Here is a 14,881-nt window from a genome sequence, read left to right on the forward strand (position 1 = left end):
ACTGTGCCGGGGTGGGCAGCAGTCATTTGCGATTACGAACTATTTACTTGGTTCCAGTCATTTCTTCCTCCACAAGCCTAACCAACTCAGAAGCCTTCATATTCAAAGCCTCTGCAAGCGCTAGTAATGAGTTCAGCGTAGGCTGATGAATCCCGCGTTCTAGCATCGATATGTAAGTCCGGTCAAGATTACTTTGGAGGGCTAACTTCTCTTGACTCATATTGCTTCTCTTCCGAATAGTCTTTAACACTTGCCCAAAGATTTCTTCTGATTTCAAGGCCATACCTCTTTTAGGTTAATTATTTAGTTGTCCGAACACTTAAATCCACGTAGTATACTCTACAAAATGATAATAATTTATGATATAATTTGCATAAAGGGGATGAGGGAATGAAGAGTCTTTTAGAGAAGCTATATCATGGCCATTTGCATCCGAATGAAAACGTAATACCAAGTGACCCACAATACTCTGCGTTATGTCAACAAACATCGGAAATCATAGAGACTTGGAAGAATCGGCTGACAGAAGAGGAGTTCCAACAATTAGAAGCGTTGTTAGATCTAAATGCACAGACACACGGCATGGAGCTATCCTCGATTTTCAAATATGGCTTCCGTCTGGGAGCAGGCATTATGGTAGAGGTTTTAACAGGGGAGGAGGATCTTGCTAGTAGGTTGAGTAGTGTTGGTGATAATAAACAGTGAATAACTTAAAGAATTCTGCGTGGTTCATAAATGTTTTAAATAGAACCTCATTTAAAAGTAATTAGAAACCTTGATTTCTCAAGGTTTCTTTGTAATGTCGGGACGGAGTCAGCCTAGATCTTGTGCAGATCTCCCGCCCCTGGTCCTTAATTCCTTAACTTTCTGCTTTGTAATTTCCCCGCTTTATTCAGCCATACCATTTTTATGGTTAAACCGATGTTTATATTTATGAGATTTCCCTCTGGATTATTTCAAAATACCTATATACCTTCCCATAATTATGTACTTTTAATGTCTTCAATCTATATATCCCATATATAAGAATTAATGTTTAGACATATACCAATTATTGTCTTAGGATAACTTGGCTATATGAATACAAATTATTCTACGAAAGGGGGAAATCAGATAATTAACTGATTAGTACATAAAAAAGATTTTTTGATTGATGAATTAAAAAATTATTGTGAGGTGTGTTAATTGAAAAAGGTACTTTTTATAATTTTGTGTTCAATTTTTGTTTTTCCTGTATCATCTTTTGCCTATGGTAACGGATCAGGAACCAATGAAAGCGTATATCATGATTTTGGTCAATCTTTTAACAATGTTACGTCCATTGCCGTATCTAGTAATGGATCAATTGCAGCTTATTTGCTTAATTCGTACAACTCAACGTTGTGGTCTGAGTCAGTAACAACAACAACTGATAAAGTCACCACCATCACATTTAGCCCTGCACTTAATGATGTTAAAGTTTTCAAAGCTTTTATGACACCAGGATCAGTTGTAAAAAATGTTTCAATTTTTAATGGTAGCACTCTTTTAAAATCATCGGGTGATAATTTCTCAACAGTAATACCTATTCCAAGTCCAACACCAACCCCTACAGCAACACCAGTACCAACACCAACGCCCGCAGGGTTGTTGCGTGGCTTGCCTCTGAATACCTATTCTTCGTCCGGTAGCAGTGCTGCATACGGGCAAATGGATTGGACGGATAACAATAACTCTACTTATAAGGGATTGCCTACCAATGGTGGGTTTATGGAATATGCCTTTGCATCAGCGACAAACATTAAATCTTACAAACTGTATACGTATAGTCAGTCTAATACTACTTACGGATCACTAAGTGTTGTACTCTACAATGGGGTCAATATTTTGAAAAGTGTAAGTGTTACTGAAATCAACGGTACTGAGGTCGATTTGTCTACAGATAATGTGACGAGAATCAGGGTAGCTAATAATGATTCATCAAACGTAAATTATATTTCTGAATTTGATGTATTTGGGGCAGAGTCAACGCCGACACCAACTGTAGCGCCGACCGTAGCGCCAACACCGACACCAGTACCAACAGCAACGCCAAGTCCTACCGTTACACCAGAACCCCCACCAAGCCCTACTCCAACACCAGCGCTAGAGCCTACTCTTGATGTAGCCATTGCACCAGAAAAGATTGGTTTAGGCAAAGAGTTCACAGCAGATATATCACTAAAAAATGTGAAGAATATTTACGCTGAAGACTTTGAAGTGAAGTACGACAAAGAGCACTTACAGTATCTCGGGTTTGAAGAGGTCACGGGTTATAAAGCATATAATAAACCCGTTGATCAAAACGGCGCTGTCCGTTTTGTAGTAGCCAGCCAGGGTGAAGAATACGGCATCAACGAAGACACGGTTGTCGTAAAGCTTAAGTTTAAGGCCAAAGCCAAAGGTACAGCAGTTGTCGATTCAACCAAGGCGAGAATTGCCGATACCGAAGAGGAATATGATCTTGAGACAGATAACTGTTTAGAGGACAGCATTATCATAGAGGCAACTGACGTAAATAAATCCGGTACATTCACTCTGGTTGACCTTGCGATTGATGCCAGGTACTTCAAGTATTTCGCACCTGATGTTGATCCGGTAAAATACAACGCACAACAAGCCGGTGATGAATATGTTAATGATGATGACCTGCTTTTTATTGTTGATCAGATTCTAAACAATCCGGATTACTTACCTAATACTTAATAATGAAATCAAAAAGCCTTATTACAAAGGGGTATATTAAATTGTCAAGAAAAATGAAGATACTAGCTACTTCTATAACTATCATCACTTTATTAATTGTAATGATTACATCTATGTTCACTTCTTCTTCAATTTCTGCGGATCCGAGTTCACCTTCAGCACCTACTCAAAATATTTACAACACAGCAGGACTATTATCTGGAAAGGATCTATTTTATGTTCCCAATGTACACCTATCAGCGGGGAAACCATATTTAAATTTAACAGATAAAATAGCGGCATCGAATCTCGATACAAAAGCAGGTTATGCTTATTATCGGGACTTAGGAGCATTGTATGACATTGAATCATTCGCATTAGATTTAACTTACTATGGTACTTGGGGCTGGTCAGTAGCTTTTTATGATCAAAATAGGAACACAATCTCAACTATAGAAAACCCGCTTAAAGACGGATCTATCATTCATTTACCGACAATAGTCAAAAATGTACGCTTTGTAAAACTAATCAATTATAGTTACGATAATTTTGTGAGTAGGGAATTCGATGTATATGGGAACTTATCTCCAGATCCTACTAACGCTCCTACTCCTTCAATTACTCCATCACCTACAACAACTACAACTCCTGAACCAACGTCAGTTGTAACACCCGAGCCTACTCCTTCAGTAACACCGGGCGCACCTTCTGGCGATCAGGCTATCCTAACTGTTACTTTAATTACAGGCGATAAGAAAGAATTCGATTTACCTATGTCAGAAGTAAATGCATTCCTTTCCTGGTACGATTCAGCTACAGGATCTGCTCGGTATGGTATAAATAAGCACGACAACAACAAAGGCCCCTTCAGTAAACGAACTGAATACGTAATACATGATAAGATCCTTACCTTTGAAGTAAGTGAGTACACGGCCCAATAAAAAAACAAACCCGTCAGGCAATCACTGACGGGCTTTTTCCTATTTACATATAGTAAAATTTACCTCCACCTGATAGACTGTTTCCAGAATAAGACTGGGGGGATATATGTTGAAGAAAAGCTATTTTTCATGGTTAATTGCACTACTCTTAATTTTTCTTCCAGTAATAGCCGAGGCTCATCCTGGAAGAACGGATACAAATGGAGGACATTATTGTAGGACAAATTGTGCCAAATGGGGAGCAAAGGCGGGAGAAACTCTTATTTTTGATAATGATAAGGTCATAATTGATACTGTAGCTTCTGCTTCGCGGAAAGAGGAAATTAAAACCTTAATGGATGATTTGTTTGAAGATTAGTCATTGCAGCCCCAGGTCAAACTGGGGCTTTTTTATATTCCCGATATAAATACTATTTAAAAATATCCTCTAGCTTCCAGCTAGTCGACTTTCTCACAACACATTAACTTTGAACTGTATTTTATTTTGAAAATCGTTTATATTTTTTCTTCTTTAATTTTTACTAAGTAATATTTGCGCAAGAAATTATATCTATAGTCCATAAAATATGTTCTTTTTTCCTTCAAAAAAGGCCAGACAATTTCAGGTACATTGATATCTCTAAGTGAGCCATCTTCAAATTTCACTTCAATATAAAAGTGATTGTCCATAGACACTTTCTTTTCTATTCTTCCAAAAGAAGCAGTACTAGTAAAAACAAAAAAATAGTAAATTATAGGTATAATAATAATAATAAGAATAAAAATTATCTTTTTTCTATTTTTCATTATTTCCTCCATTTTTACGATATGTTCATTAATTTACATTTATTTTCTTCACATTCCTTCATTTGTAAGTTAGACTAATAGAGTATCGATACCAAATAATACAAAAAAGAAGGTGATTAGTGAACATTATATCATAGTTTTCCAAATAAAAATTAGGAGTGACTTATTATTAAACTTTTCAAAACATTAGGGGTAACACTCTTTTCATTAATTCTAATCTCACCCGTTGCTAATGCGAATAATATTGAATTGAAAGAAGATCAAATTGATAAGAGTATAAAATTAGATACTAACGTTACAATTGAGAAGAGAGTAGATGGAAGAGTTGTTCCTGTCGAAAATTCGCAGAACCTTACTGATGATCAGTTGAATAGTATTTTACTGCAGATGAATATCAGTGAAGAGCGCATTAATGATATGCTTCGCAGTCAAAAAGAATTTCTCGTGTCTCAAGGTGGAACTTCGGTCGATGTTGAAACTTCTAATGTAAAGAGATATTTTCAATCTTCGGATGGAACAAAACACTTGGTGACTGATTTTAATAAGGAAAAAATTGAGGACTTAAGACAGACAGAAATGAAAAAGCTCAATTTGGAATCCGATAAAAGCATTAATGTAACACCATTTGCTATGGGATCAGATGGGTCTGGCTCATTTAATGGACGCGGTTCTTTGACGTACATGGGTAAATCGCCTAATGCAGCAGAGTTCACTTACGCATACGAGGACAAATGGTCCTTTAATCAAAACGTCACTCAAAAATTCACTGATAAAATAGCACATGCTTGGCAGGCACACACTACCAGCATTGGACATAGTGGTGGTTACAGTTGGTACGTTTTAAATGCCTGGGGTAATAAAACCCTATCATATAGTAATGGAGGTTCCGTCTCAGGGAGGATTGGCTCATTCACACAACCGACAGGCATCTTTAGTGAATCAAAGGGATACATGGCAGACATCGTAAGAATACCGGTTACAAATGTAAATACTACCGGTAAATGGGTAACTAAATATACACACCCTTGGACCGCAATAACCCCCAGTATTAACATTGGAATCATAAGTCTCTCCATCGGCACATTTGTTGGTGATATATGGGAATGGGAAAACACATTTACTATTAAAGCCTATTAATTTTCAACAAAAATTATAATTATTTAAGACAAGAGCAGTGAGATAAACTTTCACTGCTTTTTCTCTTCATATTTAAAGTAGTGAAACGTTAATCCCCCCCTTTAGATACGTAGGTTATGGATGGCAAAGTGACTAGAGGCAAGACGACGATGAGACCCGCCTGGATTGCATAAGAGCAAAAGACCCGCCAGGCAAAAGCACGGCGGGTTATTTTATGTATGCTCTAAATTCAAATCTCTCCCGGATGAAACGAGCACCTACTATCTTAATAGAATCCGGCGTATCCCCCTCCACTATGCCACCATAGTCCATCAGATTACCGATAGGGTCCGGTTCTTCACTGTACCATACTGATACCTTAGACTGTGACAAAGCAGCAATGAGAAAGTCTGTATCGCTCTCCAGGACTTTGTATGTAGTACTCAAGAAATCACTCCTCAATTGAAAGCAAAACATCTTCAAGAATATCGATTAAATCTCTGCGGTGGTAATAATTCTTAAATAAATCTTCTCTAATGCTCCATATCTGCTTTTTATATGTATTTGCGATGACAGTTATGGATATGGTAAACAAAAAAGCGTAAACAAAAATTTCAATTGACTTCGTAGTATAGTTTAATAACAGAAAAGACAACAACTGATTTATTATTGGTATCATCAAAGAAATAAAAACTGTCGGGGCTATTAGCGGTGGAACTATTAAAGACTCTTTATCCTTTGTTAAGGACGCAATTAATTTTTCAATTTTCCATTTTTTATTCAGTTGATTCTCTATGATGTAATCAGATATCATTTTCCTCTGGTGGTCATCAAAGTCCTCAGTGCGCCAACGCCCCGTTGTTTGTTTTAAGGGAAGTTTCAAATCGACCCTGATAATTGCTCTCGCCCTCCTCAAATACATATTAAGAGCTACTATTATAGAAAATATTGAGATAACAATAACAATTAAAGAAATAACAATTGGCAGTGGGTTATGTAAGGCATAGATTGGATAAGTAATTAACAAGGATGCAACAGAAACTATTAACATCCAAAAAGAAATGTTTAAAAAGCAGTAAAACCTCTTGATACGCGAATTCACTAACGCTTCTACACTCACATTTTCTTTATAATACTTCAGTAATTTATTTCGCATGCTTTCACTCCCCAATATCTATCCTAAAAGTACTATATAAAAATATACTTCATTTGGAACATTATGTATATATGAGTAAGTAAACTTTTCCAAAACCCAAAGAAATACCCCGCCATTTCTGGCGGGATTGGCTAAGACAAAATTCTATTTTGCAGAATATTCGTCCACACTGAACGTGAGTATCTTATCAAATATTACATAATCTTTACGGCTAGTAAATGGCCCTTTGTTGTTATCATGTTTATCGATGCCATAACGGGTCGATCCAGAGGCAGTGTCGTACCAGTTTAAAAAGGTATTAACTTCCGACATAGGAAGATCAAATTCTTTTTCAAGTCCATTGGTCATCGTTACTACCAAAATTGCGCGGTTACCTGTTGCCTGTTCTGGAGTCGGTGACGGTGTTACTGTTGGCGTTGGTTCAATAGTTGGTTCTGGTGTAGGTTCTGGTGTAGGTGTTAGCGCTGGAGTCTCTACTGGCACCTCTGTTTGTAATACTCCATATACATTTAATTCTTTCACTAAATACGTTCCCTTAGCTACTCCAGAGGTATTATAAATACTGACATTTACCACATTGTCTAAAGCCTTATCTAAGGCTATTCGTCCAGGGACATTTTGTGGCACAGTGATAGTTTTATATTTTTTGACACCATCAACAAGGTATGTGAACTGTAAATTAAGATTATGTGAGCCGGTATAATAAAAAGCATAATCGGTCAAGTGAACTGCTGGTTTCATTTCATACACTGTAAGGTAACTGTTATAAGTCATGCTCAAAGTGGCGCTTGTATTCTCTTTATTATCATTAATATAACTATGATCAGTTGCTGTCGCAGAACCATTTATCTCACTGTATGACTTCCCATCTAGAAAACCACCAGAGTAGTCATTAGCAGCGTAGATTCTAGTTACTGTAAGCGTTGATACTAGCATTACTAAAATAGCCACCAAAACCAATGTTAACTTCTTTTTTTTCAAATTCAACGTCTCCTTCTTGATATGTATGTTATTGAGCCTACACTAAAAAAGTGCGAACAAACAATCTGTTTATAAAAATAGATTTCCAATACACTTAAGGGTTATTGAGGAAATATGTGGAATGATAAAGAAGTGAGGGATCAGGTGAGGAAAATTTTCCTTATAAAGTAGCTGTATAATAATTAGAAAAGCTCCGGGGTGTAATGATGGATAAAAAGCTTAAACAGGGTCTGAAGACTGCGGCAGTGAAACGAGAAATGATAGTTGTATGGCTTCATGACGGAGAGAAGGTTAAAGGCATTGCGGAGGTAGCTGTTGATCCTGATAGAGTAAAGATCAATACGATTGAAGGACCAGTTTGGGTGCCATATGTGGATGTGGAGGATATTTCACGGGTAATCAGGCTGAGGGTTGAAGGTGAAACAAGTGAATAAAGACAATTCTTCAACATGCAAAAAAAGCTATGTCCTGAGTATCTCGCGACAGAGCTTCTTCATGCATTCTATATATTTATTCATTAAACCCGGATATCCTCCCCCAAAGAGGAAAGATACCGGGTAAAAGTATCTTTAGTTAATATTTAACCAAAACCCACATTAAGAGGATCAATCTTCATAAATAATCACCTCCCAGAAAACGCGACTTCACGTTAACCAAGAGTTTTCGGATTTAAAGTATGTAAGTTATCATATTCCGCTACTACTAACATTGTATGGTGTAAAATACCTAAATAGAATTTTGCATTATGAGGCAAGGAAAATCCCTATAAATGCAATGCAAAAGAAATCCGCCATTTAGTTGGTAGTAATTGCAAATATGCAATTACATCATCCAAGATGTTTATTTCTTATAAGATATAACTTTTCTTATATTTAGTAATAACAAAACAACAAACAAAATGCTCCACAAACTAAATGTTGAAGTGAATTTATGTTTATCAACCCAACTTCCAATAACTACAAAATGTATAACTGCGTTCTCTATAAAACTTTTCAACCCTGCAAATCCAAACAACAACGTAATAAACGATGCCAAGATCGTTGTTGAAAGATCTCTATCCTTTATATGGAACTCTCTAGTTTGATTAATATCTTCTCTGATATTACTAACTGTCCTTTGAACTTTACTTACTATTTCTTCTGTTCCAGTTTTAATTAATAAATCATTATACATCTCTTTTGGTGACCCTTCACTTTGAAAAATCAATAAATCATCATACTTTAATAGTAGTGTATTTATATCTTTTTTCACTTCATTAAATTCTTCTAGTTTCACATAGGTTGATTCTGAAAGTTCGACTAGAATTTTGATTGCAAAAAACTTTTTTATTAAAGTTAATTCATAAAACTTAAGGTACTGGAACATGTTTGACAGAATCATATCTTCAGCATTTTTTCTAAATAAATTATCATAATTTTTATCTTCTTTTAATTTTTTTTCATCTTCTTTCAAGACTGCTGCAATTTTATCTTTTATTATTGAATTACCGAAACTCAAAAAAGCAAACTGTTTTGAACACAAAAAAAGCGATTCTTTGTTTTTTTCAACAGTAAACTTATTTATAAGTTTTTCTATATCACTCTCAAATAAACGATCATTTCTCTCTTTAACTGAATTTATTAAATATCCTAAAATAGTAGGTTGATGTTTTTTTAAAAATTGTTCATAACTAGTCTTGCTTTTAAAATCAAAATCACACATAACCCATGCGTACTGGGCCAAGTTTTTATTTTTCTTCAAAGTAACTCCACAGATTGTATTTAGATACAATGTATATTTTTCATAAAGATCATATGTACTTGCAGTTTCATATTCCTTTTTGTCCCAATAATCTTTAGTAGAATAATTCTTCTTGGCTTCATACAAAATTAAGCTATCAAATTCAATATTGTTTGGTGGTGTGTTACTTAATGAGAAATCGTACTCATTTAAAGGAATAATCATTTGAAGGGTGATGATACCGACCTCGTAAATATTAGCAATCATTACAGGTTCAACATAATTCCCTTTAAATTTCGCCAAAAAGGGGAGTAAAATAAATCTTTTACCCGCGGATAATGCGAACGTCTCGTTTAAAAAATCTCGATTCATTTTTTCTAATGCATTTTCAACTTGAATTGCTTTTTCAAAGCAAGCTTCTTCCACTAATTTCAACTGATGTGTAAAAAAACCAAAACCATTTTCATCTATTTCTTTACTATGTTTGTAATAAAAATCGTCCATCATCACATATTTTTGTGATAATTTATCAATTTCTTTTTCTTTAATTTTTGCATCACTAATAACTATACTAAAAGGGACAGTTCTTGTTCCAGCATAATCGGGAACTTGCTTCAAATAAACAACTTCTTTTTGCTCCAAGTATCGTTCATATCGTGGATTTAACTTCCCTTCGTCTAATTCATGGTCTATATAACAAAGATAACCTCTAGAATCTATCAAGTTTTTTACTATTTTAGAGTAATTTTTCGGGTTGAAAGTATAGACATCGTACTTATTTAAAATAGTATGTATCATGTATATTCTCCTCTTAATTATATAGACACCTAAAATGAAGTGAATGTTTTTATCAAACACTCATACCCACCGACTTAGCCGGTGGGTATGAGTGAACAACATTTACACAATAACTACACAACAAGTACAACCGCAACGACCATTGCAGCAACTCCTAATATAACTGATATTGTCAATGCTAGAACAGTATTTCTTGTTGTTCGAGATTCTTCTTTTACATCTTTAAAATCTTCCTTTAAGTCTGTCTTGAGACTTTCAACTGACAATATAATTCTCTCCTCACGCTCCTTAGCCTCTTGTCTAAATCGCCGATCCTGTTCTAGCAGTTGTTCCTGATATCTTTGCTCACGCTCTCTAGCATCATTGTAATAGCGTTCTTCACGCTCACGAGAATCTCGTTCCAATCGCTCCAATATCACCTTTGTTGCTTCATCCATACCTTCACCACCAACTTCATTATCTTGAGTAGCATATACACTTTGGAATCTAGAGTGAGTTAATACAAAGTGATGCCCACTTTGCGGACTTACATCATGACTTAATAATATCCCTTTTACTTGATCTTTATTAGAACGCTTAACTTTTAGAGCAAATTCATTTGATATTTTAGGACTAGTGTGTCTAATTAAATTATTCAATTCACGCATTGTGGTCATGCCTCTTCGCTTTGACTAAACGTATTTAGTTCCATCAAAGCAGTTAGAAGATAATCTTTTTCATATTCAGTTAGTTCCATACTATTAAGTTGTTCATGCGCGGTTTTAATAACTGCCGCTAAAATAATTTCTATTGAGTAAATATTCATTTCCAAATCAAAAGACAAACCATCAATCCTCGTTAACTTCAAATAATTACGAGCATGATACGGTCTAGTTATATTCGACAAAGTTAATGGTGAAATTGCACCGTAAGCCTTTAAAAGGCTACTTTTAAATTGGTAATTTAATGCTTTGTAAAAAGAAACGTGTTCACTTTTAAAATTCACAAAATCTTCTTCCTGTGCTAAAAGAATTGTTTCAACTGCCATCCCCACCCCATCTCCGTAAATAAAGTTTATTTCCTCTTGAAATTTCAATTCTCTTGCCGTATCTACTGCTTTCCTAACGTTATCCCATAGGATCATTTTATAAGACGAATCCTTGTTAAAAAGTTCGTCCATTTCTTTTACGTACGGGTCAATGTTTACAATTTCACGCTCCAAAAATAATAACCTCCTACCAAGATTCTTAGGTGAATTATACAAGAATATCCATCATCTTTATAGGGGATTTTTGGAAACAGCGTCCTTAAACCTATTATATTTTTTTAAAAAGAGTACGTCATCGTTCATTCGTTGATAAAATGTGGGTTTTTGGGACGACTTTGGGATGAATTTGGGATGAATTTAGGAAGCATGCCAGCAAAATCTTTTGAGCTTCATCTTTATTATTAAAGGGCAAATACTAGATAAAATTACAACTAACAAATAAAAATCTGGCGAGTCAGAGACAAACGAATTTATTCTTTATCCGTATATCCCTTACCCACTTCCGGATTACTCACGATCCCCAGCACTACCAGTACACCCAGGATCGCATTCACAGCCGCTGTAACCTCGTCATACTTCTCCGGGGCCAACTGTAGCCCTAAGATCGCCCCGACCGTCTGGACTCCCAACAGCACGGCTGCAGTCAAGGATACCCACATCCCATAATTTCTCCATTTGCTCTTCATGACTACTTCACCTCGGATTTAAAGTTTTTGAAAAATGAAATCAGTGACTTGTTTGCCAGTCCTAATTTCACCAACATTGTGATTACATTCAACTCAAGCTTTGACTTGTCGGCAGATGTAGTGATGACACCTGCGTCCTTAGCTGCCTGCACGGCCTTCTCGTAGTCCTTGGCATATGCTTTGTTCAGGTGCTTCTCCAGGTTTGCTATGCGTCCCTCCTGTGCTTCCACGACTTGTTCCAGCTCTACGATTTTACTCATATCCTCCGCTGCTCCCCTTGTAATTTATCAATGACGGCGTATGCTGCCTGTACCTTAGTTTCGGCCGATTGCTTGCCTGCTCGTAAATCCGCAATCTTCAGGCCAAAGACCATCTGCAAATGCGGATAATCCTTGAAAGATGTCCAATCTCCGCCCCACTCGAACCCTAGCGCCTTTGCCTCCTGGATCACTTCCAACCAGTCTGTAACGCCATCCTTATCCACATCCAGATTCATATCCCAGGAAACCTGTTTGCCATCATTCAGCAAAGTGCGAAGTCCACGGCCAGACCATAGTTGTGGTAACTGGTTCCGCCTTTGGCATTCGTGACGATCTGTCCGGGCTTGGTGCCCCTGTGCGTAAAGGGCGTTCCTGCTCCGCGATGGTACGCAGGTCCTGGGTAATCACTATATTGACTCCTCGGGCGTAGCAGCGCTCTATGAGTGCCATCGTAGCCGCCACCAGGACCGGGTGTAACTTTGCGAGATATGAACTCCGTTTGCCTCAGCGATGTATGATGAGTAAAGAAGTTTGAAATCGGTTGGCTTAAACATTACGTGGGTACACATGATAGATGCCGTAAGCTTCCTATCCTCTCGCACCTGGGACCGGCTATTAATCACATAGAATTGCCCGCGCTCATCTTTAACGTGTCACTTGATTTGGATCTTTTCCATGTAGTCTATGGAATTCATTGGGACCATAAACGAAATCTCATTGTCTGAATTGATCCGGCGTTTCCTGGTACCATCATAGGTTTTGACTAACAACCCGATTGCCACCATGGTTTTATCATAAGCTTCCAAATGCTCCAACACATAACCTCCTCTAGCTAAGAATAATTTTCCTTAACAAAAAATAGCCCCCGAAGCAGCTCCGAGGGCAAAATAAAAACGCCACTTTAGGCGCTGTCATCTATCTATATTAGTTAGCTCTTTTTCCAAAAAGTGCTATAGCAATTTTTATTAGTACATAGGAAATGAGAAAGCAAACTAAACAAGCACCAACTAATGAAATAATGTTCAGCTCATAACTCTGAGCCTGTGCAGATATACTGAAAATATCTTGATATCCAGAAGAAAAATCATTTAGTCTAAGGCTAAGAAATGGAAACAAAGCCCCAAACTTATATTCGTACGCTGTATTCGAGTGTTCAATAGAGATTGGTTTCATTAACGAGAGTATCAGAATTATTAAAGTAGTAATCCAGTATTTTTTCTTCTTCAACACAGTGATGAAACCACCTCAAATAATTAATAATAATGAAATGAAGAATGACGATCTATTTTCAAGAAATCCGCTAAATAAGCTTTATCTATTTCCATAGTAAATATTACCACATTCTGATAGAATGATTTTGGTTAATTACATATATTTAGGGGGATTTATGAATAGTAAAAAATGGTGGGTACTACTTGTGGTGGTCTTATTAATTGGTGGCAGCATTGGCGGAAAAATTCTGTATGATGCGAAAAAGGAACGTGATCGTCAAGACCTGCTCCATATTGGAGATCGATTAGAGAAGTCGTTGTCTGACTACGAAAATACTGTTAACCAAATAAACGATGATAAGGAATTAGCAGAGGAATACACCAACCTAATGGAATCTATCATTGATGAGGATTTTGCAGCAAGCGAGTTAGACGAAATGATAGCTAAAGCCTGCAAGATGGAGAGCGAATTAATGGAAATCTACCCTACCGTCTATAAAGAGCCGAGTTCTGTTTGTGATTGAAAGGAGTTTATGATGGCAGTGACACCAGAACTAAAGGATGTTCATGTTTTTACTGAAGGAGATGTGACCGGAGATTTTTGCGTATCCTTAGTTCTAGACATTGGTCCTGAAGATGTAACTGGTGCTGATCAATTCTATGCTACAGTTGGGACTGCACAAGGGATCGCGGATTTTCTTAATACCAGACCATTTATAATTTGCAGAGGATTTTTGGTAGTTCCTGAATTCAACTTAAAAGCCATTAAAGATAGTATTCAAGTTAAAATTTCGGAATGTGCTAAGGATGACTGGGAACAAACTGCATTGTCAATTAACAGGCTTTTTCCTTGGGAATATGATGAAATGAAGGATTATAAATATTTTTCGCAAAATTAATAAAAGAATTGTACCCGTGAGCACTTTGGTATTTAGTGTTTATTGTAAAATACATAGTAATCTCCCTATTATTCTGATAGACTATTTTTGCTAATTATTATCAGATTAAGGGGCTGTTCATAATGATGTTATTTATTTGGGGATTTATTGTGGTACTCATTATCGGTATTATTTTTGGAGCAAAAAAAGGAATTAAACAAGGGAATGTGATTCAAGCAGACAAAGATTTGAAATATATCTGGCGCAATTCAGAGCCGCTGAAGTTAAAAGTGAGCAAGAATTGATCGATAAAAGCAAAAGCGTTGTGGGTCGTGCAATGATTGGAACGCTTCTTGTACCTGGGTTAGGAACAATTGTCGGTGGAATGTCCGGAATAGGAAATAAAAAGAAAACTAGTCACTATATGATATTTAACTTTATAGATGCTCATGGTGAGTTGTCAGCTGTAACTTTTCAAGACACTTTTGCATTTGGTATGAAGGACTTCTGCCAAGGCTTAAATCATTCTCTGCCGACCGGCGAGTCCAGTGTCGTAAGACTGTAACCCATAGCCCGCCGACCAGTTAAGGTTGACGGGCTTCGGCCTAGCTTTCGGACT

Annotated in this window: 22 protein-coding genes; 10 read left to right on the top strand and 12 right to left on the bottom strand. The window is 36.6% G+C overall.

Annotation, left to right across the window (positions count from 1 at the left end):
* Positions 1-43 precede the first annotated feature (43 nt).
* Positions 44-283, bottom strand: coding sequence for a helix-turn-helix domain-containing protein (locus ACFSX3_RS18980; protein ID WP_379255745.1), 240 nt, complete (start codon positions 281-283; stop codon positions 44-46).
* Positions 284-390: 107 nt separating this feature from the next.
* Between ACFSX3_RS18980 and ACFSX3_RS18985 the strand changes: the two genes are divergently transcribed.
* The 4 genes from ACFSX3_RS18985 to ACFSX3_RS19000 all read left to right on the top strand — a co-directional run bounded on the left by ACFSX3_RS18985 (position 391) and on the right by ACFSX3_RS19000 (position 4,002).
* Positions 391-705 (top strand): DUF6809 family protein, encoded by a 315-nt coding sequence (locus ACFSX3_RS18985; protein ID WP_209988386.1) that lies wholly within the window; start codon positions 391-393, stop codon positions 703-705.
* Positions 706-1,185: 480 nt separating this feature from the next.
* Positions 1,186-2,724 (top strand): cohesin domain-containing protein, encoded by a 1,539-nt coding sequence (locus ACFSX3_RS18990; protein ID WP_209988383.1) that lies wholly within the window; start codon positions 1,186-1,188, stop codon positions 2,722-2,724.
* A 41-nt stretch (positions 2,725-2,765) separates the two neighbouring features.
* A complete protein-coding gene (locus ACFSX3_RS18995; RefSeq protein ID WP_379313144.1) occupies positions 2,766-3,644 on the top strand; it encodes a hypothetical protein in 879 nt (292 codons plus the stop codon).
* Between the two features lie 106 nt (positions 3,645-3,750).
* On the top strand, positions 3,751-4,002 hold the full coding sequence (locus ACFSX3_RS19000) for a hypothetical protein (RefSeq protein WP_379255739.1): 252 nt from the start codon (positions 3,751-3,753) through the stop codon (positions 4,000-4,002).
* 137 nt (positions 4,003-4,139) lie between these two features.
* On the opposite strand, the gene ACFSX3_RS19005 is transcribed toward ACFSX3_RS19000, so the two are convergent.
* On the bottom strand, positions 4,140-4,430 hold the full coding sequence (locus tag ACFSX3_RS19005) for a hypothetical protein (protein ID WP_209988378.1): 291 nt from the start codon (positions 4,428-4,430) through the stop codon (positions 4,140-4,142).
* A gap of 249 nt (positions 4,431-4,679) precedes the next feature.
* On the opposite strand from ACFSX3_RS19005, the gene ACFSX3_RS19010 reads away from it, so the two are divergent.
* A complete protein-coding gene (locus ACFSX3_RS19010) occupies positions 4,680-5,567 on the top strand; it encodes a hypothetical protein (RefSeq protein WP_209988376.1) in 888 nt (295 codons plus the stop codon).
* 207 nt (positions 5,568-5,774) lie between these two features.
* On the opposite strand, the gene ACFSX3_RS19015 is transcribed toward ACFSX3_RS19010, so the two are convergent.
* From ACFSX3_RS19015 to ACFSX3_RS19025, 3 genes are all read right to left on the bottom strand, one after another.
* Complete coding sequence (locus ACFSX3_RS19015; RefSeq protein WP_379313146.1) at positions 5,775-5,993, bottom strand: hypothetical protein; 219 nt, start codon at positions 5,991-5,993, stop codon at positions 5,775-5,777.
* A 4-nt stretch (positions 5,994-5,997) separates the two neighbouring features.
* Positions 5,998-6,702: a hypothetical protein gene (locus ACFSX3_RS19020; RefSeq protein WP_209988373.1), complete on the bottom strand. Its 705-nt coding sequence runs from the start codon at positions 6,700-6,702 to the stop codon at positions 5,998-6,000.
* Between the two features lie 144 nt (positions 6,703-6,846).
* The gene (locus ACFSX3_RS19025) at positions 6,847-7,683 is read right to left on the bottom strand and encodes a hypothetical protein (RefSeq protein ID WP_379313148.1); all 837 of its coding nucleotides are present in this window, start codon (positions 7,681-7,683) and stop codon (positions 6,847-6,849) included.
* Between the two features lie 203 nt (positions 7,684-7,886).
* Between ACFSX3_RS19025 and ACFSX3_RS19030 the strand changes: the two genes are divergently transcribed.
* A complete protein-coding gene (locus ACFSX3_RS19030) occupies positions 7,887-8,117 on the top strand; it encodes a hypothetical protein (RefSeq protein WP_209988370.1) in 231 nt (76 codons plus the stop codon).
* 406 nt (positions 8,118-8,523) lie between these two features.
* Here the strand turns inward: ACFSX3_RS19030 and ACFSX3_RS19035 are convergent, their stop codons facing one another.
* The 7 genes from ACFSX3_RS19035 to ACFSX3_RS19065 form a co-directional block, all read right to left on the bottom strand.
* The gene (locus ACFSX3_RS19035; RefSeq protein WP_209988367.1) at positions 8,524-10,200 is read right to left on the bottom strand and encodes a hypothetical protein; all 1,677 of its coding nucleotides are present in this window, start codon (positions 10,198-10,200) and stop codon (positions 8,524-8,526) included.
* Between the two features lie 113 nt (positions 10,201-10,313).
* On the bottom strand, positions 10,314-10,847 hold the full coding sequence (locus ACFSX3_RS19040) for a hypothetical protein (RefSeq protein WP_209988364.1): 534 nt from the start codon (positions 10,845-10,847) through the stop codon (positions 10,314-10,316).
* A 5-nt stretch (positions 10,848-10,852) separates the two neighbouring features.
* Complete coding sequence (locus ACFSX3_RS19045; RefSeq protein ID WP_209988361.1) at positions 10,853-11,401, bottom strand: hypothetical protein; 549 nt, start codon at positions 11,399-11,401, stop codon at positions 10,853-10,855.
* 296 nt (positions 11,402-11,697) lie between these two features.
* Positions 11,698-11,913 (bottom strand): phage holin, encoded by a 216-nt coding sequence (locus ACFSX3_RS19050; protein ID WP_209988358.1) that lies wholly within the window; start codon positions 11,911-11,913, stop codon positions 11,698-11,700.
* Positions 11,914-11,915: 2 nt separating this feature from the next.
* Positions 11,916-12,173, bottom strand: a complete 258-nt coding sequence (locus tag ACFSX3_RS19055; RefSeq protein ID WP_209988355.1) for a hypothetical protein — start codon at positions 12,171-12,173, stop codon at positions 11,916-11,918.
* Positions 12,170-12,409, bottom strand: a complete 240-nt coding sequence (locus ACFSX3_RS19060; RefSeq protein WP_379255728.1) for a M15 family metallopeptidase — start codon at positions 12,407-12,409, stop codon at positions 12,170-12,172. Before ACFSX3_RS19060 ends, ACFSX3_RS19055 begins: the two co-directional genes overlap by 4 nt.
* 417 nt (positions 12,410-12,826) lie before the next feature.
* On the bottom strand, positions 12,827-12,988 hold the full coding sequence (locus ACFSX3_RS19065) for a hypothetical protein (protein WP_209988353.1): 162 nt from the start codon (positions 12,986-12,988) through the stop codon (positions 12,827-12,829).
* A 572-nt stretch (positions 12,989-13,560) separates the two neighbouring features.
* Between ACFSX3_RS19065 and ACFSX3_RS19070 the strand changes: the two genes are divergently transcribed.
* The 4 genes from ACFSX3_RS19070 to ACFSX3_RS19085 all read left to right on the top strand — a co-directional run bounded on the left by ACFSX3_RS19070 (position 13,561) and on the right by ACFSX3_RS19085 (position 14,827).
* The gene (locus ACFSX3_RS19070; RefSeq protein ID WP_209988348.1) at positions 13,561-13,908 is read left to right on the top strand and encodes a hypothetical protein; all 348 of its coding nucleotides are present in this window, start codon (positions 13,561-13,563) and stop codon (positions 13,906-13,908) included.
* A 9-nt stretch (positions 13,909-13,917) separates the two neighbouring features.
* Complete coding sequence (locus tag ACFSX3_RS19075; RefSeq protein ID WP_209988346.1) at positions 13,918-14,283, top strand: Imm8 family immunity protein; 366 nt, start codon at positions 13,918-13,920, stop codon at positions 14,281-14,283.
* Positions 14,284-14,405: 122 nt separating this feature from the next.
* Entirely contained in the window at positions 14,406-14,567 is a 162-nt protein-coding gene (locus ACFSX3_RS19080; RefSeq protein ID WP_209988343.1) for a hypothetical protein, read from the top strand.
* Entirely contained in the window at positions 14,564-14,827 is a 264-nt protein-coding gene (locus tag ACFSX3_RS19085; protein ID WP_209988338.1) for a hypothetical protein, read from the top strand. Before ACFSX3_RS19080 ends, ACFSX3_RS19085 begins: the two co-directional genes overlap by 4 nt.
* Positions 14,828-14,881 lie beyond the last annotated feature (54 nt).

It is taken from the genome of Paenibacillus rhizoplanae, from assembly GCF_042684125.1.
Classification (GTDB): domain Bacteria; phylum Bacillota; class Bacilli; order Paenibacillales; family Paenibacillaceae; genus Paenibacillus_AQ; species Paenibacillus_AQ rhizoplanae.

Coding starts and splice junctions, on each gene's coding strand:
- ACFSX3_RS18980 (WP_379255745.1), bottom strand. CDS start 283: ATGGCCTTGAAATCAGAAGAAATCTTTGGGCAAGTGTTAAAGACTATT.
- ACFSX3_RS18985 (WP_209988386.1), top strand. CDS start 391: ATGAAGAGTCTTTTAGAGAAGCTATATCATGGCCATTTGCATCCGAAT.
- ACFSX3_RS19000 (WP_379255739.1), top strand. CDS start 3,751: ATGTTGAAGAAAAGCTATTTTTCATGGTTAATTGCACTACTCTTAATT.
- ACFSX3_RS19005 (WP_209988378.1), bottom strand. CDS start 4,430: ATGAAAAATAGAAAAAAGATAATTTTTATTCTTATTATTATTATTATA.
- ACFSX3_RS19020 (WP_209988373.1), bottom strand. CDS start 6,702: ATGCGAAATAAATTACTGAAGTATTATAAAGAAAATGTGAGTGTAGAA.
- ACFSX3_RS19030 (WP_209988370.1), top strand. CDS start 7,887: ATGATGGATAAAAAGCTTAAACAGGGTCTGAAGACTGCGGCAGTGAAA.
- ACFSX3_RS19035 (WP_209988367.1), bottom strand. CDS start 10,200: ATGATACATACTATTTTAAATAAGTACGATGTCTATACTTTCAACCCG.
- ACFSX3_RS19040 (WP_209988364.1), bottom strand. CDS start 10,847: ATGCGTGAATTGAATAATTTAATTAGACACACTAGTCCTAAAATATCA.
- ACFSX3_RS19050 (WP_209988358.1), bottom strand. CDS start 11,913: ATGAAGAGCAAATGGAGAAATTATGGGATGTGGGTATCCTTGACTGCA.
- ACFSX3_RS19055 (WP_209988355.1), bottom strand. CDS start 12,173: ATGAGTAAAATCGTAGAGCTGGAACAAGTCGTGGAAGCACAGGAGGGA.
- ACFSX3_RS19060 (WP_379255728.1), bottom strand. CDS start 12,409: ATGAATCTGGATGTGGATAAGGATGGCGTTACAGACTGGTTGGAAGTG.
- ACFSX3_RS19070 (WP_209988348.1), top strand. CDS start 13,561: ATGAATAGTAAAAAATGGTGGGTACTACTTGTGGTGGTCTTATTAATT.
- ACFSX3_RS19075 (WP_209988346.1), top strand. CDS start 13,918: ATGATGGCAGTGACACCAGAACTAAAGGATGTTCATGTTTTTACTGAA.
- ACFSX3_RS19080 (WP_209988343.1), top strand. CDS start 14,406: ATGATGTTATTTATTTGGGGATTTATTGTGGTACTCATTATCGGTATT.